Annotated in this window: 24 protein-coding genes; 18 read left to right on the top strand and 6 right to left on the bottom strand. The window is 56.5% G+C overall.

Annotated features, from left to right (window positions below; genetic code table 11):
• The first annotated feature begins 50 nt into the window (after positions 1–50).
• Positions 51–1,079: an NADP-dependent oxidoreductase gene (locus ACO0LO_RS06795; RefSeq protein WP_422963435.1), complete on the top strand. Its 1,029-nt coding sequence runs from the start codon at positions 51–53 to the stop codon at positions 1,077–1,079.
• An 80-nt stretch (positions 1,080–1,159) separates the two neighbouring features.
• Here the strand turns inward: ACO0LO_RS06795 and ACO0LO_RS06790 are convergent, their stop codons facing one another.
• Positions 1,160–2,128 (bottom strand): bile acid:sodium symporter family protein, encoded by a 969-nt coding sequence (locus ACO0LO_RS06790; protein WP_422963434.1) that lies wholly within the window; start codon positions 2,126–2,128, stop codon positions 1,160–1,162.
• A 132-nt stretch (positions 2,129–2,260) separates the two neighbouring features.
• On the bottom strand, positions 2,261–3,139 hold the full coding sequence (locus tag ACO0LO_RS06785) for a LysR family transcriptional regulator (RefSeq protein ID WP_422963433.1): 879 nt from the start codon (positions 3,137–3,139) through the stop codon (positions 2,261–2,263).
• Positions 3,140–3,263: 124 nt separating this feature from the next.
• On the opposite strand from ACO0LO_RS06785, the gene ACO0LO_RS06780 reads away from it, so the two are divergent.
• On the top strand, positions 3,264–4,292 hold the full coding sequence (locus ACO0LO_RS06780) for an NADP-dependent oxidoreductase (protein ID WP_422963432.1): 1,029 nt from the start codon (positions 3,264–3,266) through the stop codon (positions 4,290–4,292).
• Positions 4,293–4,361: 69 nt separating this feature from the next.
• Here ACO0LO_RS06780 and ACO0LO_RS06775 read toward each other — a convergent pair whose 3' ends face one another.
• The gene (locus tag ACO0LO_RS06775) at positions 4,362–5,537 is read right to left on the bottom strand and encodes a serine hydrolase domain-containing protein (RefSeq protein ID WP_422963431.1); all 1,176 of its coding nucleotides are present in this window, start codon (positions 5,535–5,537) and stop codon (positions 4,362–4,364) included.
• A gap of 119 nt (positions 5,538–5,656) precedes the next feature.
• On the opposite strand from ACO0LO_RS06775, the gene ACO0LO_RS06770 reads away from it, so the two are divergent.
• Positions 5,657–6,526, top strand: coding sequence for an AraC family transcriptional regulator (locus ACO0LO_RS06770; protein ID WP_422963430.1), 870 nt, complete (start codon positions 5,657–5,659; stop codon positions 6,524–6,526).
• Between the two features lie 39 nt (positions 6,527–6,565).
• On the opposite strand, the gene ACO0LO_RS06765 is transcribed toward ACO0LO_RS06770, so the two are convergent.
• Positions 6,566–8,764 (bottom strand): prolyl oligopeptidase family serine peptidase, encoded by a 2,199-nt coding sequence (locus ACO0LO_RS06765; protein WP_422963429.1) that lies wholly within the window; start codon positions 8,762–8,764, stop codon positions 6,566–6,568.
• A 57-nt stretch (positions 8,765–8,821) separates the two neighbouring features.
• Here ACO0LO_RS06765 and ACO0LO_RS06760 point away from each other — a divergent pair, with 57 nt between their 5' ends.
• Together ACO0LO_RS06760 and ACO0LO_RS06755 are read left to right on the top strand one after the other, a co-directional pair.
• Entirely contained in the window at positions 8,822–9,334 is a 513-nt protein-coding gene (locus tag ACO0LO_RS06760; RefSeq protein WP_422963428.1) for a hypothetical protein, read from the top strand.
• Positions 9,335–9,379: 45 nt separating this feature from the next.
• A complete protein-coding gene (locus ACO0LO_RS06755) occupies positions 9,380–9,712 on the top strand; it encodes a hypothetical protein (RefSeq protein ID WP_422963427.1) in 333 nt (110 codons plus the stop codon).
• A 96-nt stretch (positions 9,713–9,808) separates the two neighbouring features.
• Here ACO0LO_RS06755 and ACO0LO_RS06750 read toward each other — a convergent pair whose 3' ends face one another.
• The gene (locus tag ACO0LO_RS06750) at positions 9,809–10,255 is read right to left on the bottom strand and encodes an Lrp/AsnC family transcriptional regulator (protein ID WP_422963426.1); all 447 of its coding nucleotides are present in this window, start codon (positions 10,253–10,255) and stop codon (positions 9,809–9,811) included.
• 141 nt (positions 10,256–10,396) lie between these two features.
• Here ACO0LO_RS06750 and ACO0LO_RS06745 point away from each other — a divergent pair, with 141 nt between their 5' ends.
• The 5 genes from ACO0LO_RS06745 to ACO0LO_RS06725 all read left to right on the top strand — a co-directional run bounded on the left by ACO0LO_RS06745 (position 10,397) and on the right by ACO0LO_RS06725 (position 14,834).
• Positions 10,397–11,488, top strand: coding sequence for a saccharopine dehydrogenase C-terminal domain-containing protein (locus ACO0LO_RS06745; RefSeq protein WP_422963425.1), 1,092 nt, complete (start codon positions 10,397–10,399; stop codon positions 11,486–11,488).
• Between the two features lie 116 nt (positions 11,489–11,604).
• The gene (locus ACO0LO_RS06740) at positions 11,605–13,122 is read left to right on the top strand and encodes an aldehyde dehydrogenase family protein (protein ID WP_422963424.1); all 1,518 of its coding nucleotides are present in this window, start codon (positions 11,605–11,607) and stop codon (positions 13,120–13,122) included.
• A 290-nt stretch (positions 13,123–13,412) separates the two neighbouring features.
• Entirely contained in the window at positions 13,413–14,291 is an 879-nt protein-coding gene (locus tag ACO0LO_RS06735) for a hypothetical protein (protein WP_422963423.1), read from the top strand.
• A 19-nt stretch (positions 14,292–14,310) separates the two neighbouring features.
• Positions 14,311–14,613, top strand: coding sequence for a helix-hairpin-helix domain-containing protein (locus ACO0LO_RS06730; protein ID WP_422963422.1), 303 nt, complete (start codon positions 14,311–14,313; stop codon positions 14,611–14,613).
• The gene (locus ACO0LO_RS06725) at positions 14,610–14,834 is read left to right on the top strand and encodes a VF530 family DNA-binding protein (protein ID WP_422963421.1); all 225 of its coding nucleotides are present in this window, start codon (positions 14,610–14,612) and stop codon (positions 14,832–14,834) included. The genes ACO0LO_RS06730 and ACO0LO_RS06725 overlap by 4 nt, the downstream gene beginning before the upstream one ends.
• Before the next feature lie 12 nt (positions 14,835–14,846).
• Here the strand turns inward: ACO0LO_RS06725 and ACO0LO_RS06720 are convergent, their stop codons facing one another.
• The gene (locus tag ACO0LO_RS06720; RefSeq protein WP_422963420.1) at positions 14,847–15,617 is read right to left on the bottom strand and encodes a transporter substrate-binding domain-containing protein; all 771 of its coding nucleotides are present in this window, start codon (positions 15,615–15,617) and stop codon (positions 14,847–14,849) included.
• A 200-nt stretch (positions 15,618–15,817) separates the two neighbouring features.
• On the opposite strand from ACO0LO_RS06720, the gene iscR reads away from it, so the two are divergent.
• From iscR to iscX, 8 genes are all read left to right on the top strand, one after another.
• Positions 15,818–16,291 (top strand): Fe-S cluster assembly transcriptional regulator IscR, encoded by a 474-nt coding sequence (gene iscR, locus ACO0LO_RS06715; RefSeq protein WP_422963419.1) that lies wholly within the window; start codon positions 15,818–15,820, stop codon positions 16,289–16,291.
• A 36-nt stretch (positions 16,292–16,327) separates the two neighbouring features.
• Complete coding sequence (locus ACO0LO_RS06710; protein ID WP_422963418.1) at positions 16,328–17,581, top strand: IscS subfamily cysteine desulfurase; 1,254 nt, start codon at positions 16,328–16,330, stop codon at positions 17,579–17,581.
• A gap of 50 nt (positions 17,582–17,631) precedes the next feature.
• Entirely contained in the window at positions 17,632–18,033 is a 402-nt protein-coding gene (gene iscU / locus ACO0LO_RS06705; protein ID WP_422963417.1) for a Fe-S cluster assembly scaffold IscU, read from the top strand.
• 30 nt (positions 18,034–18,063) lie between these two features.
• The gene (iscA, locus tag ACO0LO_RS06700) at positions 18,064–18,387 is read left to right on the top strand and encodes an iron-sulfur cluster assembly protein IscA (protein WP_422963416.1); all 324 of its coding nucleotides are present in this window, start codon (positions 18,064–18,066) and stop codon (positions 18,385–18,387) included.
• 127 nt (positions 18,388–18,514) lie between these two features.
• The gene (gene hscB / locus ACO0LO_RS06695) at positions 18,515–19,018 is read left to right on the top strand and encodes a Fe-S protein assembly co-chaperone HscB (RefSeq protein ID WP_422963415.1); all 504 of its coding nucleotides are present in this window, start codon (positions 18,515–18,517) and stop codon (positions 19,016–19,018) included.
• A 94-nt stretch (positions 19,019–19,112) separates the two neighbouring features.
• Positions 19,113–20,978, top strand: a complete 1,866-nt coding sequence (gene hscA / locus ACO0LO_RS06690; protein WP_422963414.1) for a Fe-S protein assembly chaperone HscA — start codon at positions 19,113–19,115, stop codon at positions 20,976–20,978.
• 60 nt (positions 20,979–21,038) lie between these two features.
• On the top strand, positions 21,039–21,377 hold the full coding sequence (gene fdx, locus ACO0LO_RS06685) for an ISC system 2Fe-2S type ferredoxin (protein WP_422963413.1): 339 nt from the start codon (positions 21,039–21,041) through the stop codon (positions 21,375–21,377).
• Between the two features lie 42 nt (positions 21,378–21,419).
• On the top strand, positions 21,420–21,614 hold the full coding sequence (gene iscX / locus ACO0LO_RS06680; protein ID WP_422963412.1) for a Fe-S cluster assembly protein IscX: 195 nt from the start codon (positions 21,420–21,422) through the stop codon (positions 21,612–21,614).
• Positions 21,615–21,710 lie beyond the last annotated feature (96 nt).

Below are 21,710 nucleotides of genomic sequence, written 5' to 3'. Positions count from 1 at the left end.
CTACCCGCTGTAAATGAAACGCTGCACATTAAAACCACTCAGGAGACACCATGACAAGCGCCCTCATCAACAAGCAATTCCGCCTCGCAGCCCGTCCTGTAGGCCTGCCCAAACCTAGCGACTGGTCGGTCACGACCGAACCCGTGCGCGAAATCACCGATGGCGAGATCGCCGTTGAAAGCATCTACCTGTCGCTGGACCCGGCAATGCGCGGCTGGATGAATGAAGGCAAATCGTATATCCGCCCAGTCGCCATCGGCGAAGTAATGCGCGCGGGTGGCATAGGCAAGGTGATTGCATCCAAGTCCTCCAAATTTGCAGTAGGCGACTATGTCTCCGGCGCCACCGGCGTGCAAAATTACTGGGTAGGCGCTGCCGACGACAAGACTGCGGCCTTCTATAAGGTTGATCCCAAGCTGGCGCCGTTGCCGAAGTACATGAACGCGTTGGGCATGCCCGGCATGACCGCCTACTTCGGCTTGCTGGACGTGGGCATGCCGAAGGCTGGTGAAACCGTTGTTGTCTCCGGTGCGGCAGGCGCGGTAGGCCAGACAGTGGGCCAGGTTGCCAAGCAAAAAGGCTGTCGCGTGGTCGGTATCGCGGGTGGCAAGGAAAAATGCGATTTCGTCGTCAATGAACTCGGTTTCGATGCCTGCATCGACTACAAGACAGGTTCCGTCAAGGACGGCCTGAAAGAGCATTGCCCTAGCGGCGTGGATATCTACTTCGACAATGTCGGCGGCGAGATCCTGGATACGGTACTGACGCGCATCAACATGAAGGCGCGCATCATTATCTGCGGCGCCATTTCCCAGTACAACAACACTACCCCTGTCAAAGGCCCGGCGAACTACCTGTCACTGCTGGTCAACCGCGCCCGCATGGAAGGTATTGTCGTATTTGACAATACTGCGCGCTTCCCTGAAGCTGCAGCCGAGATGGGCGCCTGGATGGCGCAAGGTAAATTCCATACCCGCGAAGATATCGTTCAGGGTCTGGACACGTTTCCCGATGCGCTGCTGATGCTGTTTGAGGGTAAAAACTTCGGCAAGCTGATCTTGCAGGTCGGCCAGGAATAAACCGCCGTGAAATGAAAGAAAAGCCGCGCTGGATATACTCTGGCGCGGCTTTTTTGTTGGGTCGGCGTACTGAACAGTGTCTATTTTTGTACGCGCGCCGCGTACTTTTGTGCCATCACTGCGCACACCATCAGTTGCAACTGATGGAACAGCATCAGCGGCAGCAGCACCATGCCGACCGACTGGCTGGCGAACAGCACCTTGGCCATCGGTACACCGCTGGCAAGACTTTTCTTGGAGCCGCAGAATACCACGGTGATTTCATCTTCCTTGCTGAAGCCGAAACGATGGCTGGTGAATGTGGCCAGCCCCATGATAATGGCAAGCATCACGGCGCTGATGACTATCAGGCTGACCAGCATGTATAGCGGCAACTGCTTCCACAAGCCCTGCCCTACTGCTTCACTGAAAGCGACATAGACCACGAGCAGGATGGAACTCTGGTCCACCATCTTCAGCACGTCCTTATGCCTTTCTATCCACGGGGCTATCCACGGGCGCACGATCTGGCCGGCGACAAACGGCACCAGCAACTGGTAGACGATTTTCAGGATGGAATCCAGCGAAGAATGATTGGCCCCATGCGCCGCCACGATCATGCCGACCAATACCGGCGTCAGGAAAATACCCAGCAGATTGGACGCCGATGCGCTGCAGATTGCCGCAGGCACGTTGCCGCGAGCGACAGCGGTGAACGCGATTGACGATTGCACGGTGGACGGCAGCACGCACAGGAACAGGATGCCGAGATACAGATCCGGCGTGATGATCAGCAGCAGCGCCGGCTTCAGTATCAGCCCAAGCAAAGGAAAGACGGCAAAGGTAAAGGCCAGCACCGTCAGGTGCAGCCGCCAGTGCGAGGCGCCGGCAATGACAGCTTCGCGTGACAGTTTGGCACCATGCATAAAAAACAGCAGGCCTATCATCAGGGTTGTCAGCCAGTCAAAAACGATGGCGACCTGGCCGGTACAAGGAAAAATACTGGCGATGGCGATGACACTCAGCAGCATCAGCGTCAGGTTATCTGGCAAAAAGCGAGGGCGGGTCATGATGGGGCCATGAGTGTAGATGTAGCGGTAATTGGTACGGGAGTCGGCAAGTTCCCGAAATCGAAATGGATGCCTGCTGCGTGTATCTGTCATTGTACCGCACCGCAGCAAACACCCCGATCAAAACACAATTCAGTTTTTGTACATACCCGCGAGTGCCGCTATCCAGCCTTGGCTACCGGATTCTCTATACACCAGCACTACGGATTGCCTGCAAAAATAAGGGCATCCGGAAATAGCCAGCACCTGCATGCCGAGGCGCTGGATCACATATTCCGGCAGGTAGGCCAGCGCCTTCCCTTCTGCCAGCAGCTGGCTGATCAGCAGCAGATCGTCGCTGCGGTAGCATATCGTCCTCTGGAACACGTCGTCGCGCCAGCCATCGGTGGCGGCGTGGCGTTCCAGCGACACGAACGGCGGCGTCAGCAAGGCGGCGAAATCGTGCTTCAGCACTTCCTGCACGGCCACCTGTGTCCTGCCTGCCAGCGCCAGCGGATGCTGCGCACCGATGGCTACCTTGAATTCCGTTTCCCCAAGCGAAGCCGACGCCAGCCGCGAGTCCAGGCTAGCGGTAACGGAAGTAGTCACCACGGCCACGTCGCACTCTCCTGACAGCACCGCCGCCAGTGCCGCATGCTCGGTCTTTTGCTCGAAGTTGAACTGCGCCCGCGGATAGCCTGCCATGGTGCGCGTTGCAATTTCCTGCCCCCATCGCAACTGAAGCAGCGCCGGCGCAGCAATACGGCATTTGAAGGCTTGCTTATCTCCGGCGAATTCCGACTGCAGCTGCTCTGCCGCCTCCAGCAAGGCGGCGGCCCGGGATTTTAATTTTTCCCCTTCCAGGTTCAGCTTCAGCGAACGTCCGTCCCGGTCGAACAGCCGGACTTGCAATTCATCCTCCAGTCGTTTCAGGGATTTGGATAAGGCGCCTGGCGTAAGATGAAGCTGTTCGGATGCCGCCGCCAGATTCTGGTGGCGGGCAATCAGCAGAAAATGCTTGAGTGTGGCCAAATCAATCATAAAATTCAGATAAGTGAATTTAAAGACATAATTATTGAATTTTTATCGAACAAAAGTATATAAATATCGCAGATACTCAACAATATCCGCAATACTCATCCAACAGGAGGCAGGCATGCAAACCAGGATTTTCCAGAACAAGCAGTGGTTTTACGCTAAACGGCCCGAAGCCCGCGTCAGTGCGGAACACTACGAACTGCGCGAAAGCGTTATCGATGACGTGCTTGCAAACAATGAGGTGCTGGTGCAGGCACGCTATATCAGCGTGGATCCTTATATGCGCATCCAGCAGCATGAACGGCGCACTTACGACGTACCGCATCCGCTGGGCATCGTGCAGCGGGCCGGTGTCGTAGCCCAGGTGATGGCTTCCGCCAGCGAGCGCTTTCAGCCCGGCGACTGGGTCCTCGGCTACAACGGCTGGCAGTTGTTCGACAAATGCCATGCAAACGACCTGCAAAAGCTGGATGCGGAAGCTGCACCGGTTTCAACGGCGCTGGGTGTGCTTGGCATGCCAGGCAGGACAGCATGGTTCGGGCTGATGGATGCAGGCCGCCCGCGCCCGGGCGAAACGCTGGTGGTATCCGGCGCAGCAGGCGCGGTGGGCTCGCTGGTGGCACAGTTCGGCAAGCGCGCAGGCTGCCGCGTGGTGGGTATTGCCGGCGGGGCGGAGAAATGCGCTTACCTCGTCAATACACTAGGGCTGGATGCCGCAGTTGACTACAAGGCGTTTGCCGATACGGCTTCGCTGGCGGCAGAAATCCAGAAGCAGACCGGCGGCGTCGACATCTATTTCGACAATGTCGGCGGCATGGTCACCGATGCGGTAATACCGCTGATCAAGCTGCGGGCGCGCATCATCATCTGCGGCACGATCAGCCAGTACGACGGCGGGCTGGATCACCCCGACCTGGCGCCGCGCATATTGCAGCACATGCTGTTCCAGCGCGCGACGATACAGGGCATCCTGGCCAGGGATTTCGTCTACCGGATGGAAGAAATGCGCGCCATCGTTGCTCCCTGGGTCAAGAACAGGGAAATCGTTTTTGACGAAACCGTCGTGGATGGCTTCGAGCAGTTGCCGGAAGCCTTGAATATGCTGTTTGAAGGCAAGAACATAGGTAAGCTACTGGTGCGCGTATAGGTAGCAGGCGGTAGCAAGCGCGCGGGTCGTGCCCCGCGTATTTGAGGGGTGAGATTTACTACCTTGACTTTACCCTGTCAGGCAGTGCCGGATTTTCGCCACTGCCTGATGTGTCAACCGTATTGCCGAGGGATCGATCGCCGCCGCCTGCGACGACATCTTAGCGATCACGATGCGGTTCTTCTGGTCGACGAATAAATTTTGTCCGTAAATATCCATCGCAAACAAAGTCTTCGGCTCATCATCAATGACATACCAGCCGCTGCGATATCGCATATTTGTCCCGGAAAAAAGCGGCGCGAAATCGCCCTCGTTCCAAGCCTCGCAATCGCCATGGTCGGCCATGTCTTGAATCCAGGCGGACGGAAGCACTTCAGCAGCCCCGCAATATCCGTCTGCTGCGACCAGCCAGCCGATTCTTGCGAAATCGCGCGCGGTAGCACACAGGCCGCCGGTGCATCGGGCAGCGTTGCTGTCGTCCACCGTGATGTAGGCGCTGCTTTCCGCTCCCATGGGCTTCCACAGCAACTCGCTGGCCAGTTCAGCAAATTGCCTTCCTGTAGCGCGTTCCAGTACCCAACCAAGAAGATCGGTATTCGGCGATAGATAACGGAACGGGCCGCCATGGGAATGCGCGGAACCTGTCGTCTTTTCAAAAAAAGCATGAAGGCTCGCTTCTGCATCGTCGGCAATTGGCGAGTTCCAATTGCTTGCGGCATCGTAAGCGCGCAATTCCTGCTCGTTGAAGACAATGCTGGTCCGCATGTCCAAAAGCTGCCGGATGGTGGCGCCGGAATAGGCCGTTCTTGCAACTTCTGGCACAAAATCCGAAACCAGTGCGTCGACGTCAAGAACTCCGCGCGATTGAAGGATGCCTGCAATAAGGCCGACCACCGATTTGGTCGCCGACATCAGGATATGCGGCGTCCATTGCGTCATTCCATTATCGTAAAACTCATAGACGACGCGGTTATCGTGCAGGACGACAAAACCATCGGTGCAGGTTTTGCGCAAAAATTCATCGAGACCCCAAAATTGCCCGTCGCCTGCAGCAAGGCTGAACTGGTCGAAGGATAAAATCTCCGTCAACAGCGGCACGACGCGTATGGGGTCATTTTCTATATCAACAGACGGGATGATGTCACGCACGTTGTGGAAGGCCCATTGGCTAAAGGGCGAAGTGCGCCAATTCGCGCGCGTTGCGTGGCCATGTACGAATGAAACATCCTTCTGGTCAAATGACATCTCGGCATCCCTTCATCAAATGTGAGTAGGCAGGCCCGATACCTGCAGCCTCAGTTTACTCACGGCACTGTGGATGATCTATACTCAAAACTCTTATTTTTATTCGAGATCGTCTTAAAGTGGATCCGCTTACCCAAGCCATTACACTATTGCGCCCCAAAGCGCTCAATTGGAAGCACGCCGAAGCCAGCGGCAACTGGACAAAGCAGTTTCAAAAAACAGAAGGCGTCGCATTTTGCCTGATTGCCGAGGGAACTTGCCGGCTGCAGGTTTCGGGGCAAGTATCCAAGCCTTTGCAGCAGGGTGACTTTTTGCTTCTCAATGCACCGCCGGAATGGACGCTCGCCGAAGGCGCGGCATCCCCTGCTGACGAGAATGGATCTGTCACGCGGATATTTGGAGGACACTTCACATTCGATACCGCTAACGCAGCTCTCCTCAAGGGCCTATTGCCCGCGGAGGTGATAGTCCGATCCTCCGACCCCGCTGCTGCGCGGCTCTGTGGTCTGCTGGATTTGATAGGCGATGAGGCCCTGTCCGATCGTCCCGGCCGGACACTGATGCTGGAACGGCTGCTGGAGGCCATGCTGGTCGAAGCCATCCGATATGCGGCAAACCAGATCAACGAAGTGCGCAGCGGTCTATTGGCAGGCCTTGCCGACACCCAGATCGCTGCAAGCCTGCGAGCCCTGCATGCCGATATGCGGCATAGTTGGACAGTGGCGCAACTTGCTGCGGTCGCCGGTATGTCGCGCTCGGTATTTGCAGAGCGCTTCGGCCGCATTGTCGGGTTGCCGCCCATCGACTATCTTCTCCAATGGCGCATGGCACAAGCGAAAGAAGCATTGCGCGCCGGCCACAGCAGCCTCTCCCAGATTGCATTTGATTGCGGCTACCAGTCCGTAAGTGCGTTCAGCACAGCCTTCAGCCGGACAGCCGGTTGTCCGCCGGCCCGATATGCCAGCCTGCATGGATTACACCGGGATTAGGATTGGGCCATGCACCTGCCCGCTGCTCTACTGCGTTTGTTATTTATACGCGAATCCGGGAACGTCCATCTGCCATAAAAAGAAGGACCATACGTCCGCGGTTTCAGCAACAACTTGCTCCTTGCCGGAGCCCATGCCGTGCCCTGTGTTGTAGTCCACCCTTAACAGCACAGGCTTGCTACTGGCAGACGCCGCCTGCAGCCGCGCGGCAAACTTGGACGCCATCCACGACGCCACACGCGGATCGTTGGCGCCGGTAGTGACGATCACGGCCGGATACTGCGCCCCGTCGCGGACGTTATGGTAGGGGCTGTTGGCCAGCATGGCCTTGAACTGCTGGGGGTTCTTGACGCTGCCGAATTCGGCGATGTTCGGCGGCCCGTTGGGCGTCAGTTCAGCCCGCAGCAAATCCGACAAGCCTACGCCGCTATGTGCTGCCGCGAATAGCTCCGGCCTGCGGTTGATGGCGCCGCCTATCGTGATGCCGCCCGCGCTGCGGCCCTGGCCCGCCAGCCTGGTGCTGGAGGTATAGCCGTTCTTGATCAGGTATTCTGCGGCGGCGATAAAGTCCAGCGCCGTATTGGCCTTGTTCAGGATATGCGCGCCCTGGTGCCAGTCTTCTCCCAATTCACCGCCGCCGCGCACGTGAGCGATGGCAATAATGCCGCCCTTTTCCAGCCATGCCAGGCGCATGGGGTCGAAGCCAGGCGACATCGTGATGCCATAGGCGCCGTATCCGCTCAGTATCGTCGGGTTGCTGCTGTCCTGCTTCATACCCGTGCGGTATAGCAGCGATACCGGCACCTGCACGCCGTCGTGGCTCTTTATCATCACCAGCTTGCTGGCGATGTCGCTGAAATTGACCGGCGATGCGCGAGCTATCTCGGCATTGCTGAAACGGCCCTCCGGGCTGACCCTGAACACTGTCTTGGGGCTGGTCCAGCCCTCCAGCGCCAGCAGCGCCCCGTCATTGGCAGTGTCTGCCGCCAGCTGGCGTATGCTGCCGGTAAAAGGCAGGTCCAGCACTTCGGCTTTCAGGCTGACGTGCTCCAGCCGTATCAGCTTGCTGTTGCCGCCGGCCAGCGCATGCACATACACAGCGTCCTTGGCGGCAGCCATATTGCGCAGCACGTCGGCGCCCGGTTTAATAGCGACTTTAGCAGACGACAGGAAGGGCTTCTTCATGTCCAGCTGCAATAGCTTGCCGCGCGGCGCATTCTGGAAAGACAGCAGATACAGGCGATCGCCTTGCAGGCTGGCCGCATGTATCCTGTCCGTGGGGTCAGCCAGCTTTTGCCATGGCGTGGCGCCGCCCTTGACGTCGCTCAGCCTCGCAAAGTAGTAGCTGCGGTCCACGGCGTCGCCGTGCTCGATCTCGGCTATGACAAAGTCGGAACCCGCGTCGGTCAGCAGATGCGGCAGGTCGGCAATCGCAAACGGGCGCTGGCTGTTCAGGCCGAAGCCGATCAGCGCCTGGTCTTTGTCCACGCTCTGGCCAATTATGTGGCGCCACACGACGCTTTTGTTATAGCGTTCAGCCGCTCCTTTTGCATTCGGCTTGGGCAAGCGGTTATAAAAAAATCCGCTGCTGTCGGGCAGCCATGCCATTCCGTGATGATTCAGGCCCGCGCGATCTATCGATTCCGGCAGCAGGCTGCTGTCGCTGAATTTGACTATCCTCAGCACGCTGTTTTCAGAACCGCCTTGGGACAGCCCGACTGCGACCATTTCGCCGTTCGGAGAGGGATAAAAATAATCGATCGCATAGTGTTCGCCGGGCCGGGCCAGCGTATCCGGGTCCAGCACCAGTTTCTGCGCTCCGGTGGCGGCATTGCGTGCAAACAGGCGGCGGCTGTTGCGCCCCGGCTCTGCCAGCAGGTAGAACTGCTCTCCCTGGACCTCCACCACGGTACCAATGGTTTCGGATGCATTGCCAAGCTCGGTCAGCCTCTGCTGCAAGGCAGCGCGGCCCGATATATGCGACAAGACCTCGCTGGTAAAGTCCGCCTGCGCCTGCATCCAGCCTTTTACTTCCGGGTCCTGCATCTGCTCCAGGTAACGGTAAGGATCATTGACTTTGCTGCCGAAATAGCTGGTCACTATGTTGTGCACGGGCGTCGCTGGAGGCGTGCCCCACGCAGGCCGTGCCTGCGCAAACGCGGCCTGAAAGTGGGCAACGGCCATCAAGCCCGCTATCAAAGGGATGACCCGCAACGGGCCGGGGTTGGATCCAAACATGTTCTTCCCTGGAAAAATTGGCTTTCATTATAAGGAAAGCCATCAGAGGCCGGGATTTTGTCTGCATTCCAGACCTGCTTTTGCCGGGTTTATCCCGTGATTCAGGCATTTCATCGCATTGTGTTAGCGACAAGGGGAAGACTTCCCTACAGTGCTGACATCGGCACTACAATCACACCGGAGATGAACATGAAAGCCAGCCCTACCCTGCAGTCATCGTTTCAAGCCAGAACCTTCAATCTGGTGCTCGGCGCGCTGCTTGCTGCTGCCACGGTGGCATCGCTGGGATTGGCATCAACTGCTCGTAATTCTGCCTCAACACCTGCTATCATGACGGATGGCACTGTGCATACAGTTGTCATATCGGCAAAACGGCCTTCGCCTGAAGAGAAACAGGCCATGGCGGAGCAGGATGTCAATGTGCAGACGGTGATACTGGTGGCAAAGCGGCTTACGGCATCGGAAAAATCAGCGAGCCTGAAGCAGGAACAGTTGGCTAAACCGGCGGCAAATCACCTGCTGGCGCTGAATTCCGCAGTAAAAATCAAAGAAGCTGCGCAACTCGGCTAAGAATTCGCATATTATTACTATAAATAATGTAAAGACTGAATAATCATGTTAAAGAGATCCGCTTTATTGGGCATCCTGTTGTCCACCATGATGGTCAGCAGCGCATTTTGCGCCAACCTGATCGCACTGACCATGCCGGAAAAAACCATGCAGATGGATAGCCGCAAAGCGATGAGCGCTGCGTCGGCGTCTGCGTCCGCTGCCACTTCGCCTGCGCAGCCCGTCTACCTGGACCGCACCGGGGTTGACCGGGCTTCGATCCATTTGCAGATACTGCAGCAGACTTCCACGCACTTTGCCGAAATGTGCCCCGACAAGAAAAATGCTGCTGACGAACCAGGCAGCGGGCGCGTCACCAAGCCAAGCAGCCAATCCTGACAGGTTTCGCGCATCAACATCAAAACAGCCGGTTTGTGACCGGCTGTTTTTTTGTGCGACCTCACCGTAAGGCAACATTACAGGCTACCGCAGCGGCTACAACGCGCCCCGGTCTATGCGCTTGCTGAGGATGATGGAAGTCGAGGTCTGGCGCACGCCGTCCAGCGCGCCGATCTGATCCAACAGGCGATCCAGCACTTCGGTTGTAGCACAGCGCAGTGTCAGCATGTAATCGATGGCGCCGCTGACAGCGCATAGCGTCTCCACTTCTGGCAGTTGCTGTAAATATTTTATTAAACCAGCTCCGTAGCGAGCTTCCACCGACAGGCCGACATAGGCGCGCACCGCCGGCTGGAACATTTCCTGGTTCAGTTTCAAGCCATAGCCGGCGATGACTCCCCTCTTTTCCAATGCACTGATGCGCGCGATGACAGTCGTTCTCGCAATGTCCACCTGCTTGGCAATCGTCGTCACCGGCAGACGCGCATTATCCATCAGCAGCGCAAGAATTTTATTGTCTACATCGTCCAGGCTGGGTTTCATTTCGTCGTTTTATATTGAATATTAGTCAAATTGCTGTATTGATGAGCATATTGACGATATTTTACACTCTATTATCTGACAAAACTTACAAATACACTTATCCCAGCTGCACTTCCTACCAACTGCATTCTGGAGACCTTCATGACTACCAAACTCATCCTGCTCGGCGCCGGCAAAATCGGCGACGCCATCCTGAACCTGCTCTCCCATACCGGCGATTACCAGATCACCGTTGCCGACCGCGACCCGCAGCGCCTGAAATATGTGGAACAGGCAGCCTTCCCGAACGTGAAGACTATACAGGCTGACTTATCGGACAAGAATGCGGTCACCGAATTGATACGCGGCCACCAGGTTACGCTGTCGGCCTGTCCCTACTTCCTGACACCCATCATTGCCGGCGCCGCAAAGGCAGCCAATTCGCATTATTTCGACCTGACTGAAGACGTGGAAAGTACCCGTATCGTCAAGCAGCTAGCAGAAAACGCCGATTGCGCTTTCGTTCCTCAGTGCGGCCTGGCGCCGGGCTTTATCTCCATTGTCGCCAACGATGTTGCCAAACGCTTCGACCGCCTGCGCGATGTCAACATGCGCGTCGGCGCCCTGCCTACCTATCCCAGCAATGCCTTGAAGTACAACCTGACCTGGAGTACCGACGGGCTGATCAATGAATACTGCAACCCTTGCGAAGCGATTGTAGATGGCGGTCTGCGCGAAACTTCCGCACTGGAAGAAATTGAACATTTCTCGCTGGACGGCGTTGACTATGAAGCGTTCAACACGTCCGGCGGCCTGGGCACGCTGTGCGAAAGCCTGGCCGGCAAGGTGCAGAACCTGAACTACAAGACCGTGCGCTACCCCGGCCACCGCGATATCGTCAAGATGCTGATACGCGACCTGCAACTGGGTCAGCCTGACCGCCGCCATATCCTGAAAGAAGTGATGGAAGCGTCGATTCCCATGACCAAGCAGGACGTGGTCCTGGTGTTCGTCAGCGTTGCCGGCACCCGTGAAGGCCGGCTGGAACAGGAAACCTATGCGAAGAAAATATACAGCCAGATGGTCAACGGTCAACTGCTGTCGGCGATCCAGCTGACGACTGCTTCCGGAATTTGCGCTATGGTGGATCTGGTGGTTCAGGGTAAACTACCGAAGCACGGACTGGTGCGCCAGGAGCAAGCCAGTTTGTCCGACTTCCTGGCGAACCGCTTTGGACGTTATTACGCCGTGTAACGATGCGGTGATGCAGTTTCTCCGGCACGCCCGCATCACGGGCAAGCCGGTTGAAAAGACACACAAATGAGAAACAAGATTCAGATGGCCCTACCGGGCCATTTTCGGAGATAAACATGGAAACAAATCAAGCCGTCCTGGCAGCATTGCTGTCTGAAATGGGCGCCAAGCTGGCCGACTACGAAGGCAAGGACATTACCAGCACGTCGCCGATCAGCGGCCAGGTGCTGGCCGTTCTGCGTGCCGATAACGCAGACCAGGTAAAGGCCAAGATAGACCGCGCGCATGCCGCCTTCCTGCAATGGCGCAATGTGCCGGCGCCGCGCCGCGGCGAACTGGTTCGCCTGTTTGGAGAAGAACTGCGCACCCACAAGGAAGCACTGGGCAAGCTGGTGACGCTGGAAGCCGGCAAGATCCTGCAGGAAGGTCTGGGTGAGGTGCAGGAAATGATCGACATCTGCGATTTCGCCGTAGGCCTGTCGCGCCAATTGTATGGCCTGACCATTGCGTCTGAGCGCCTTGGCCACCGGATGATGGAAGTGTGGCACCCGCTCGGCGTGGTAGGCGTGATCTCTGCGTTCAACTTCCCGGTTGCGGTATGGGCCTGGAACGCCGCGCTGGCTTTCGTCTGCGGCAATAGCGTGACATGGAAACCGTCGGAAAAGACACCATTGACAGCGGTTGCCGTGCATGCCCTGTTCCAGAAAGCCGTCGCGCGTTTTGGCAGCGAAGCTCCGGCGGGATTGGCGGAACTGATCATCGGCGACCGCGAAGCCGGCGCGCAGATGGTCAATGACAAACGTGTTCCGCTGGTCAGCGCCACAGGCAGCACCCGCATGGGCCGCAAAGTGGCAGAAGACTGCGCAGCGCGCCTGGCGAAAACCATACTGGAATTGGGCGGCAACAATGCAATGATCGTCGCTCCGAGTGCCGACCTGGAAATGGCGGTACGTGCCATCACCTTCTCCGCCGTGGGTACTGCCGGCCAGCGCTGTACCACCCTGCGCCGCCTGTTTGTGCACGACAGCGTGTACGACACGCTGGTGCCGCGCCTGAAAAAAGTCTATGCGGGCCTGCCTATCGGCAATCCGCTGGAAAAAACGACACTGATCGGCCCGCTGATCGACCGTGCCGCTTTTGACGGCATGCAGACTGCGCTGGCAGCCGCTGGCGAAGAACAAGGCCAGGTGACCGGTGGCGAACGCGTGACGGTGGCAGCATGTGAGGATGGCTACTATGTGCGTCCGGCGCTGGTGGAAATGCCGTTGCAAGGCAATGTGATGCATCATGAAACATTTGCCCCTATCCTGTACATTGTCCGCTACACCGACTTGCAGCAGGCTATCGCGATGAACAATGCGGTGCCGCAAGGCCTGTCTTCCAGTATCTTCACAACCGATATCCGCGAAGCGGAGGCTTTCATGTCCGATAGCGGCAGCGACTGCGGCATTGCCAACGTCAATATCGGCCCCAGCGGTGCTGAAATCGGCGGCGCTTTCGGCGGCGAGAAAGAAACCGGCGGCGGACGTGAGTCGGGTTCGGATGCATGGAAGGCCTATATGCGCCGCTCCACCAATACCATCAACTACAGCCATTCATTGCCGCTGGCGCAAGGTATCAGCTTCGATATCTAACCGTAGTTGAGTCTGCATAAGCAGCAGGCAACCATGTAACGCGAATGTCAAAAAAGTCCGGTACCGTGCGAGCGGACCGGATTTTTTTGCGCACCAGCATTGCTGTTACATGCCAGATAAGTAAGGAAACTGAAAACCAAGTAGTATTCGCTTGCTTTATGACATCATTTCACGGATGCAGGCTTTCGCGAAATGGATGCCGTTTACCAGTGCGCCTGTCTGACAACAGTGCTGGCTAATGTAGCGAATGTACCTGACGTGCCTTATCATTTCGCACCACCTTACATAGAATGAAAAAATATTCGCTGCATAGCTTACTGTGCATGCTGCTGGCATTGCTGATCGTTTGCAGTCCCGTTTTGTCGTCCGCGGCTGAAACGGCAGTCGTGCGCTATCCTCAGCTATTCAACGAAGACGATCCGCAATCCGAATACATACTGGCCATATTGAACCTGGGCTTGCGCCTCAGCGGAAAAAAATACCAGTTGGCGGCAACAGACTTGAAAATGCAGCAAGCGCGCGTGATACAAGAAATGCTTTCCGAGCATGGCGAAGCCGATCTGCTATGGACCATGACCAGCGCCGAAAGGGAGGCGCAACTGCTGGCAATTAAAATTCCGATAGACAAGGGTCTGATAGGCTGGCGCATCTCGCTGGTGAAAGCGGAACGCAGCAGCATTTTTCATGGGGTCAGGACGGTTCGCGACCTGCAGGCCTTCAAGGCCGGACAGGAGCACGACTGGCCGGACACGCCTATCCTGCAAAGCAATGGCTTGCCGGTCGTCACGGCAACGGCATATGATGCGCTGTTCAATATGCTGACCGGCAAGCGCTTCGACTACTTTCCGCGCTCGGTAATGGAAATTGGCGATGAGCTGCGTGTTCATCCGGAGCATAACCTGGAGATCGAGCAGGAAATTGTGCTGCATTATCCGGCAGCGCTGTACTTTTTCGTCAGCCCCCGCAGGCCCGAACTGGCCAGGGATCTGCGTGTGGGGCTGGAAAAAGCGGTGGCCGACGGCAGCTTTGAAAAGCTGTTCAGGAAATACCAGTTACCGATGGTAAAAAGCGCCAACCTGGGCAAGCGCCGCGTGCTGGAATTGAAAAATCCGCTGCTGGGGCCGAATAGCCTGCCGGAAAAGCGCCCCGAACTCTGGTACCGCCCTTAGGGAATCTTAGGAAACGCGCATGCCGAAAACATCGAGAGAAAACGCCGTCAAGCTGGAAGACCTGCCGAATATAGGCAAGGCCTGCGCCGCCGATCTGCGGCTGATCGGCGTGGCGACGCCGCAGCAACTGGTAGGAAAAGACCCTATGCAACTATATGAAGCGCTGTGCGAAGCAAGCAATGCCAGGCATGATCCCTGTGTCATCGACACGTTCATGTCGGCGGTGCGCTTCATGGAAGGCGCTCCGCCGCTACCGTGGTGGGCCTACACGCCTGAGCGCAAGGCACTTCTCATCAATAATAAGACGAAGGTAAAAAAATGAAGCCGGAAAACTCGCCCGCATCGCTGCACGGCATGACGCTGGAAGCCATCCTGACTGATCTGGTTGCGTTTTATGGCTGGGATGAAATGGGAAAACGGATCAATATCCGCTGCTTCACCCATGACCCCAGCATACTGTCCAGCCTGAAATTTCTGCGCAAAACTCCCTGGGCGCGGGAAAAGGTAGAACAACTGTACCTGCAGTCCAGGCAAGCGGGCTGAGCCGCCCTCTTTCTATTTCAACCACCGGTTGAACAGCAACTGGTAAGCGCCGGTTTCCTTTTGGATATGCATCCACGCATCGATCCATGCCTTGAAGGCGACATCTCCACGCGGCAGCATGATGGCTTTCTCGGCAAACTGCAGGGGCTTGTCCGGATTGATCGCGCATAGTTCGGGATGCTGTTTGCTTTGCCACAGCGTTTCGCTGCTGTCCGTCACCATGATATCGGCCTTGCCCTGCACGATCTGCTCAAAGATGCTGACATTGTCTGGATGCAGGATCACCGTTGCCTGCTTGAAGCTGGCTCGCGCAAAACGCTCGTTGGTGCCTCCCGGATTGACGATGGCGCGAACACCCGGCCGATCCATCGCTGCCAGGCTCTGGAATTTGGAGGCGTCGGTACAGCGCGCAATCGGCGATTTGCCATCCAGCATGTGCGATTGCGCAAAGCCTGCTTTCTTCAGTCTCTCCAGTGTGATGGAAACGCCGCCCATCGCAATGTCACATTTTTCCAGGAAGTCATTCATCAGCCCGGTCCAGCTGGTTTTAACGAACTGAGCCTGCACGCCCATCGCCTTGGCCAGCGATAATGCGAGATCGACATCCATGCCTTCAAATGTGCCGTCGGGGCGCTGGTAGGTAAACGGACGGTAGTCCCCGGTCATGCAAACACGCAGTTTGCCAGACTGCAGAACCTCGTCCAGGCGTGACGTCTGCGCATGCGCCATCACGCAACTGAACGCCGTCAGTAAAATAAAAATCCGGATCAGGCGGTTTTTCATGTTGATTATTGTTATGTGCGAGACCATATATTGAAGCATGAAAAGCGCGCTTCACCATAGTGTAATCAGGGCTATTCCTGACAGAATCACTCAAGTTTGTTATACTTGATCAAATCGCTCAACATCTCAGGGCAAAAGTAATTATTTGCCAATAACAATGTTGATTAATAGTAAAGCCTAAAGCCTGGAGTACATGATTCATGCGTCTAACTACGAAAGGCCGTTTTGCAGTAACGGCCATGATAGACCTGGCATTGCGCCAGGACAAGGGTCCGGTGACGCTTGCAGGAATCAGCCAGCGGCAGGCCATTTCCTTGTCCTACCTGGAACAGCTGTTCGGCAAACTGCGCAGGCATGAGATTGTTGAGTCGGTACGAGGCCCGGGCGGCGGTTACAGCCTGGCACGGAAGGCACAGCAAGTCACGGTAGCGGACATTATCATTGCAGTGGACGAGCCCCTGGATGCGACGCAGTGCGGCGGCAAGGAAAACTGCCACGGCGCCGACCAGGCAACCGGGGCGCGCTGCATGACGCACGAGCTGTGGGCAACGCTGAATGCGAAAATGGTGGATTATCTGGATTCTGTATCCTTGCAGGATCTGGTCAACCAGCAAAAACAAAAGAATGCGGAAAAGAACGTGGTCGTCGTCCATCACAGCCACGTAACGCCTTAGTACATAAGTATCTTATATATTTTATTGGAGCACTACATGAACGCCCCTCTGGAAAAAAGCTTGATTGATGCCATCAAGGCTCCGCACTTTCCAATCTACATGGATTACTCGGCGACGACGCCGGTGGATCCCCGCGTTGCCGACAAGATGATTCCTTTCCTGCGCGCGCAATTCGGCAACCCCGCATCGCGCAGCCACATGTACGGCTGGGATGCGGAAGCCGCGGTAGAAGAGGCGCGCGGCCATGTGGCGGCGCTGGTCAATGCCGATCCGCGCGAAATCATCTGGACTTCCGGTGCAACCGAAGGCAATAACCTGGCCATCAAGGGCGCGGCGCAATTCTACAAATCCAAGGGCAAGCACATCATCACGGTAAAAACCGAGCACAAGGCTGTGCTGGATACCGTGCGTGAGCTGGAACGCCAGGGTTTTGAAGCGACTTACCTGCAGCCGCAGGACAACGGCCTGATCACTATCGAGCAACTGAAAGCAGCTATCCGTCCTGACACCATTCTGGTATCGGTGATGCTGGTCAATAACGAAATCGGCGTGATCCAGCCTATCGACGAAATTGGCGCGCTGTGCCGCGAAAAAGGCATCATCTTCCATTGCGACGCGGCACAAGCAACCGGCAAGGTCGTGATCGACCTGCAAAAAACCAAAGTCGACCTGATGACCTTTACTGCGCATAAAACCTACGGCCCCAAAGGCATAGGCGCGCTGTACATCTGCCGCAAGCCTCGTGTACGGATAGAAGCCCAGATGCACGGCGGCGGTCACGAACGCGGCCTGCGTTCCGGCACACTGCCGACGCACCAGATCGCCGGCATGGGCGAAGCCTTCCGCATCGCCAAGGTAGAAATGGATAGCGAACTGACACACATCAGGGCAATGCGCGACCGCCTGGCAAAAGGCCTGATGGAAATCGAGGAAACCTATGTCAATGGCGACATGGAGCACCGTGTGCCGCACAACCTGAACGTCAGCTTCAACTATGTGGAAGGCGAATCACTGATCATGGCAATCAAGGATATCGCGGTATCGTCCGGTTCCGCATGTACATCCGCCAGCCTGGAGCCTTCTTATGTATTGCGCGCGCTGGGCCGCAGCGACGAGCTGGCGCATAGCTCCATCCGTTTCACGATAGGCCGCTTCACCACCGAAGAGGATATCGATTTCACGATCAATTTACTTAAAGCCAAGGTGGGCAAGCTGCGCGAACTGTCGCCGCTGTGGGATATGTACAAGGATGGCGTCGATATCAGCTCCATCCAATGGGCAGCCCACTAATCAGGCCCGGTTTTAATCCTACTCAAATCATTTAGGCAAGGAGCATCAAAATGGCATACTCAGAAAAAGTGTTGGACCACTACGAAAATCCACGCAATGTCGGCGCTTTCGACAAGGGTGACGACACTATCGGTACCGGCATGGTCGGTGCGCCTGCCTGCGGCGACGTGATGAAGCTGCAGATCAAAGTCGGCGCCGACGGCCTGATCGAAGACGCAAAATTCAAGACTTACGGCTGCGGCTCTGCCATCGCCTCTTCGTCGCTGGTGACCGAATGGGTCAAGGGCAAGACACTGGACCAGGCATTGGCCATCAAGAATACCCAGATCGCGGAAGAACTGGCCTTGCCGCCTGTGAAGATCCATTGCTCGATCCTGGCTGAAGATGCGATCAAGGCTGCCGTGCTGGACTACAAAACCAAGCATGGCGTTACTACCGGCCAGGCAGCCTGATTTCGATCTCATTTACTTAGGCTTCTGAACATGGCAATTACCTTGACAGAAAAAGCAGCGAAGCACGTCACACGGTATATGGAGCGCCGGGGCAAAGGCATAGGCCTGCGTTTTGGCGTCCGCACCACCGGCTGCTCCGGCATGGCATACAAGCTGGAATACGTGGATGAAATGACAGGCGACGACAGCGTGTTTGAATCCCACGGCGTGAAAGTGTTTGTCGATCCGAAAAGCCTGCCTTACATTGACGGCACCGAACTTGATTTTGCTCGCGAAGGCTTGAACGAAGGCTTCAAGTTCTACAACCCCAACGTCAAGGACGAGTGCGGTTGCGGCGAAAGTTTCAGGATTTAACCTGGCCGCCGATAGCACGCCGATACTGCGCCAAAGCCGGCAGCCGCCAGGCTTGGTGCGGTAAGCGTGGGACTCATCTCCCCTCTCATTCTGCTTCTTAGCCATTTTCAGCCAAGTCTACGTTCCGATGCAAAACCACTTCGACCTGTTCCACTTGCCCCAGCGCTATACGCTGGATATGGCCCAGCTGGATGCTGCCTACAGGGAAGTCCAGGCAACTGTGCATCCGGACAAGTTCGTGCAGGCGGGCGACGCCGAAAAACGGGTGGCGATGCAGTGGGCGATCCGTGCCAATGAAGCCTACCAGACGCTGAAAAAACCGCTGAAGCGTGCCAGTTATCTATGCGAGCTGAACGGTGTGGATTTGCAGTCCGAATCCAATACTTCAATGCCGGCAGCCTTCCTGATGCAGCAGATGGAATGGCGTGAAGCCTTTGATGACGCCAGGCAGGCAGGCGACGACGCAGCGCTGGAGGCATTGGAAACACAGGTGCGCGCAGCACTGAAGGCCCAGCTGGAAGCAGCTGGCGTGGCGTTGGATGCTGGAAATTTCCCCCAGGCGGCCCAGATAGTGCGCACATGCATGTTCCTGGAAAAATTTATGGCGGACATAACCGCCTACGCGGATTAACATGCCGGCATTGCTGTCGCCGCGGGAAACAAAAGCCGTACGGCCTTATACTGCGCATAATATTCGCATCACTCAATATCAATAAAAAATAAAGATGGCACTTCTACAGATTTCAGAACCGGGCATGTCCACCGCGCCGCACCAGCACAGACTGGCTGTCGGCATAGACCTGGGTACGACCAATTCGTTGGTGGCTACTGTGCGCAACAGCGTTCCCGAAGTGCTGAACGATGAAGAAGGCCGCCCGCTGCTGCCATCCGTCGTGCGCTATCTGCCGAACGGCCATGCGCATATCGGCTACAAGGCACAGGCAGCACAGACAACCGATCCTAAAAATACGGTGGTATCCGCCAAGCGCTTCATGGGACGCGGACTGAAAGATATTGCCTACGCAGAAAACCTGCCTTACGACTTCCACGATGCGCCAGGCATGGTGCAGCTGAAAACGGTGGCCGGCCTGAAAAGCCCGGTAGAAATTTCCGCGCAGATACTGGCAACCTTGCGCCAGCAAGCCGAAGATGCCCTGGGCGACGATCTGGTCGGTGCAGTGATTACGGTGCCGGCCTACTTCGACGATGCACAGCGCCAGGCCACCAAGGATGCGGCCAAGCTGGCCGGCCTGAATGTGCTGCGCTTGCTGAACGAACCGACTGCGGCGGCGATTGCCTATGGCCTGGATAACGGATCGGAAGGCATCTACGCGGTCTACGACCTTGGCGGCGGCACTTTTGATGTCTCCATCCTCAAAATGAGCAAGGGCGTGTTTGAAGTCCAGGCAACAGGCGGCGACTCCGCATTGGGCGGCGATGATTTCGACCACCGGCTGTTTTGCTGGATCCTGCAGCAGGCACACCTGTCGCCGTTGTCCGATGAAGACACCAGCCTGCTGATGGTCAAGGCAAGAGAAGCCAAGGAGACCCTGTCCACCAAGGCATCCACCCACTTTGATGCGGTACTGGGTTCTGGCGAGGAAGTCCATCTGGTCATCGAGGCTTCGGTATTTGTTGAAATCACACAGCATCTGGTGGCCAAGACTATTGCGCCGTCCAAAAAAGCGTTGCGCGATGCCGGCTTGTCCATAGACGATGTGGACGGTGTAGTCCTGGTTGGCGGCGCCACCCGCATGCCGCACGTGCGTAAGGCAGTCGGTGATTTTTTCCAGACCGTACCGCTGGCAAACATCGACCCCGACAAAGTTGTGGCGCTGGGCGCCGCGATACAGGCCAACCTGCTGGCCGGCAATCGCGCACCGGGTGACGACTGGCTGCTATTGGATGTCATTCCCCTGTCGCTGGGCGTGGAAACCATGGGCGGCCTGGCAGAAAAAGTCATCCCCCGTAATTCAACGATCCCCTGCGCCCGCGCACAGGAATTCACAACCTTCAAAGACGGCCAGACCGCACTGGCAATCCACGTTGTGCAAGGCGAGCGCGAGCTCGTCAGCGATTGCCGCTCGCTGGCCAAGTTCGAATTGCGCGGCATTCCGCCAATGGCAGCCGGCGCAGCACGTATCCGCATTACCTATCAGGTGGATGCGGACGGTCTATTGTCTGTTTCCGCAAGGGAGTTGCGTTCCGGTGTGGAGGCGTCTATAGCCGTCAAACCTTCCTACGGCCTGGGTGATGACGAGGTAGCGCGCATGCTGCAGGACTCCTTCAAATCCGCCGACGTCGATATGCTGCAACGCGCGCTGAAAGAAGAGCAGGTGGAGGCTGAACGCATTTTACTGGCAACCCAGTCGGCGCTGGATGCAGATAGCGGCCTGCTGTCTGAACCCGAACGTACTGCCATTGCAGGATTGATGCAGCAGGTGAAAGCCTTGTCCGGCGATGCCGATCACCAGGCGCTGAAGCTGGCTATCGAGGCGCTGGCCGACGGCACTGAAGAATTCGCTGCACGTCGCATGGACCAGAGTGTGCGTACCGCGCTGGCGGGCAAGCGGCTGGACGACATCGCCTGAGAACGCCACTGCATGCGTGTAAGCCGCCGGCCATCCTGATATATCTGAATCGAGAAGAAAATGCCTCAAATTATTGTATTGCCCCACCCTATGCTGTGCCCGGAAGGCACGGTCATCGACGCCCCCAAGGGCAAATCCTTATGCGAAGCCTTGCTGGAAAGTGACGTTGAGCTTGAGCATGCCTGTGAAATGTCCTGCGCTTGCACTACCTGCCACGTGGTCATCAGGGAGGGTTTCAAATCCTTGAATGAATCCACCGATGATGAAGAGGATTTACTGGATGCGGCCTGGGGCCTGGAAGCGACGTCCCGGTTGTCCTGCCAGGTTGTGCTGGGAGACGAAGACATTACGATAGAAATTCCCAAGTACACGATCAACCACGCCCGCGAAAATCATTAAACAGATTCGTGCGAAGTGATTAACATGCAAAGGAATGGCGTCATGAAATGGACCGACACCATACAGATCGCTGAAGCCCTGTATGATCAATTTCCCGATATCGACCCGCTGACCATACGTTTCACCGATCTCCATCAGTGGGTATGCGAACTGCAAGGATTTGATGACGATCCGCAGCGCTCCGGTGAAAAAATTCTGGAAGCGATACAGATGGCCTGGATTGATGAGGCAAAATAAAGACTGAAACCCCACACCCGTCTCTTTCCAGACGGGTTTTGTCTTTTTAGACCATGCGCAACTTGCCGAAACGCAAAAAATCTTCTACTATTGCCA

It is taken from the genome of Undibacterium sp. TJN25, assembly GCF_049339885.1.
GTDB lineage: Bacteria > Pseudomonadota > Gammaproteobacteria > Burkholderiales > Burkholderiaceae_D > Undibacterium.
Note: the sequence above shows the minus strand (reverse complement) of the source record. Positions and strands in the feature narration are given on the sequence as shown.

Excerpts from the sequence above, each read along its gene's own strand:
- ACO0LO_RS06795 (WP_422963435.1), top strand. The coding sequence starts at position 51 with ATGACAAGCGCCCTCATCAACAAGCAATTCCGCCTCGCAGCCCGTCCT.
- ACO0LO_RS06790 (WP_422963434.1), bottom strand. The coding sequence starts at position 2,128 with ATGACCCGCCCTCGCTTTTTGCCAGATAACCTGACGCTGATGCTGCTG.
- ACO0LO_RS06780 (WP_422963432.1), top strand. The coding sequence starts at position 3,264 with ATGCAAACCAGGATTTTCCAGAACAAGCAGTGGTTTTACGCTAAACGG.
- ACO0LO_RS06775 (WP_422963431.1), bottom strand. The coding sequence starts at position 5,537 with ATGTCATTTGACCAGAAGGATGTTTCATTCGTACATGGCCACGCAACG.
- ACO0LO_RS06765 (WP_422963429.1), bottom strand. The coding sequence starts at position 8,764 with ATGTTTGGATCCAACCCCGGCCCGTTGCGGGTCATCCCTTTGATAGCG.
- ACO0LO_RS06755 (WP_422963427.1), top strand. The coding sequence starts at position 9,380 with ATGTTAAAGAGATCCGCTTTATTGGGCATCCTGTTGTCCACCATGATG.
- ACO0LO_RS06750 (WP_422963426.1), bottom strand. The coding sequence starts at position 10,255 with ATGAAACCCAGCCTGGACGATGTAGACAATAAAATTCTTGCGCTGCTG.
- ACO0LO_RS06745 (WP_422963425.1), top strand. The coding sequence starts at position 10,397 with ATGACTACCAAACTCATCCTGCTCGGCGCCGGCAAAATCGGCGACGCC.
- ACO0LO_RS06740 (WP_422963424.1), top strand. The coding sequence starts at position 11,605 with ATGGAAACAAATCAAGCCGTCCTGGCAGCATTGCTGTCTGAAATGGGC.
- ACO0LO_RS06735 (WP_422963423.1), top strand. The coding sequence starts at position 13,413 with ATGAAAAAATATTCGCTGCATAGCTTACTGTGCATGCTGCTGGCATTG.
- ACO0LO_RS06730 (WP_422963422.1), top strand. The coding sequence starts at position 14,311 with ATGCCGAAAACATCGAGAGAAAACGCCGTCAAGCTGGAAGACCTGCCG.
- ACO0LO_RS06725 (WP_422963421.1), top strand. The coding sequence starts at position 14,610 with ATGAAGCCGGAAAACTCGCCCGCATCGCTGCACGGCATGACGCTGGAA.
- ACO0LO_RS06720 (WP_422963420.1), bottom strand. The coding sequence starts at position 15,617 with ATGAAAAACCGCCTGATCCGGATTTTTATTTTACTGACGGCGTTCAGT.
- iscR (WP_422963419.1), top strand. The coding sequence starts at position 15,818 with ATGCGTCTAACTACGAAAGGCCGTTTTGCAGTAACGGCCATGATAGAC.
- ACO0LO_RS06710 (WP_422963418.1), top strand. The coding sequence starts at position 16,328 with ATGAACGCCCCTCTGGAAAAAAGCTTGATTGATGCCATCAAGGCTCCG.
- iscU (WP_422963417.1), top strand. The coding sequence starts at position 17,632 with ATGGCATACTCAGAAAAAGTGTTGGACCACTACGAAAATCCACGCAAT.
- iscA (WP_422963416.1), top strand. The coding sequence starts at position 18,064 with ATGGCAATTACCTTGACAGAAAAAGCAGCGAAGCACGTCACACGGTAT.
- hscB (WP_422963415.1), top strand. The coding sequence starts at position 18,515 with ATGCAAAACCACTTCGACCTGTTCCACTTGCCCCAGCGCTATACGCTG.
- hscA (WP_422963414.1), top strand. The coding sequence starts at position 19,113 with ATGGCACTTCTACAGATTTCAGAACCGGGCATGTCCACCGCGCCGCAC.
- fdx (WP_422963413.1), top strand. The coding sequence starts at position 21,039 with ATGCCTCAAATTATTGTATTGCCCCACCCTATGCTGTGCCCGGAAGGC.
- iscX (WP_422963412.1), top strand. The coding sequence starts at position 21,420 with ATGAAATGGACCGACACCATACAGATCGCTGAAGCCCTGTATGATCAA.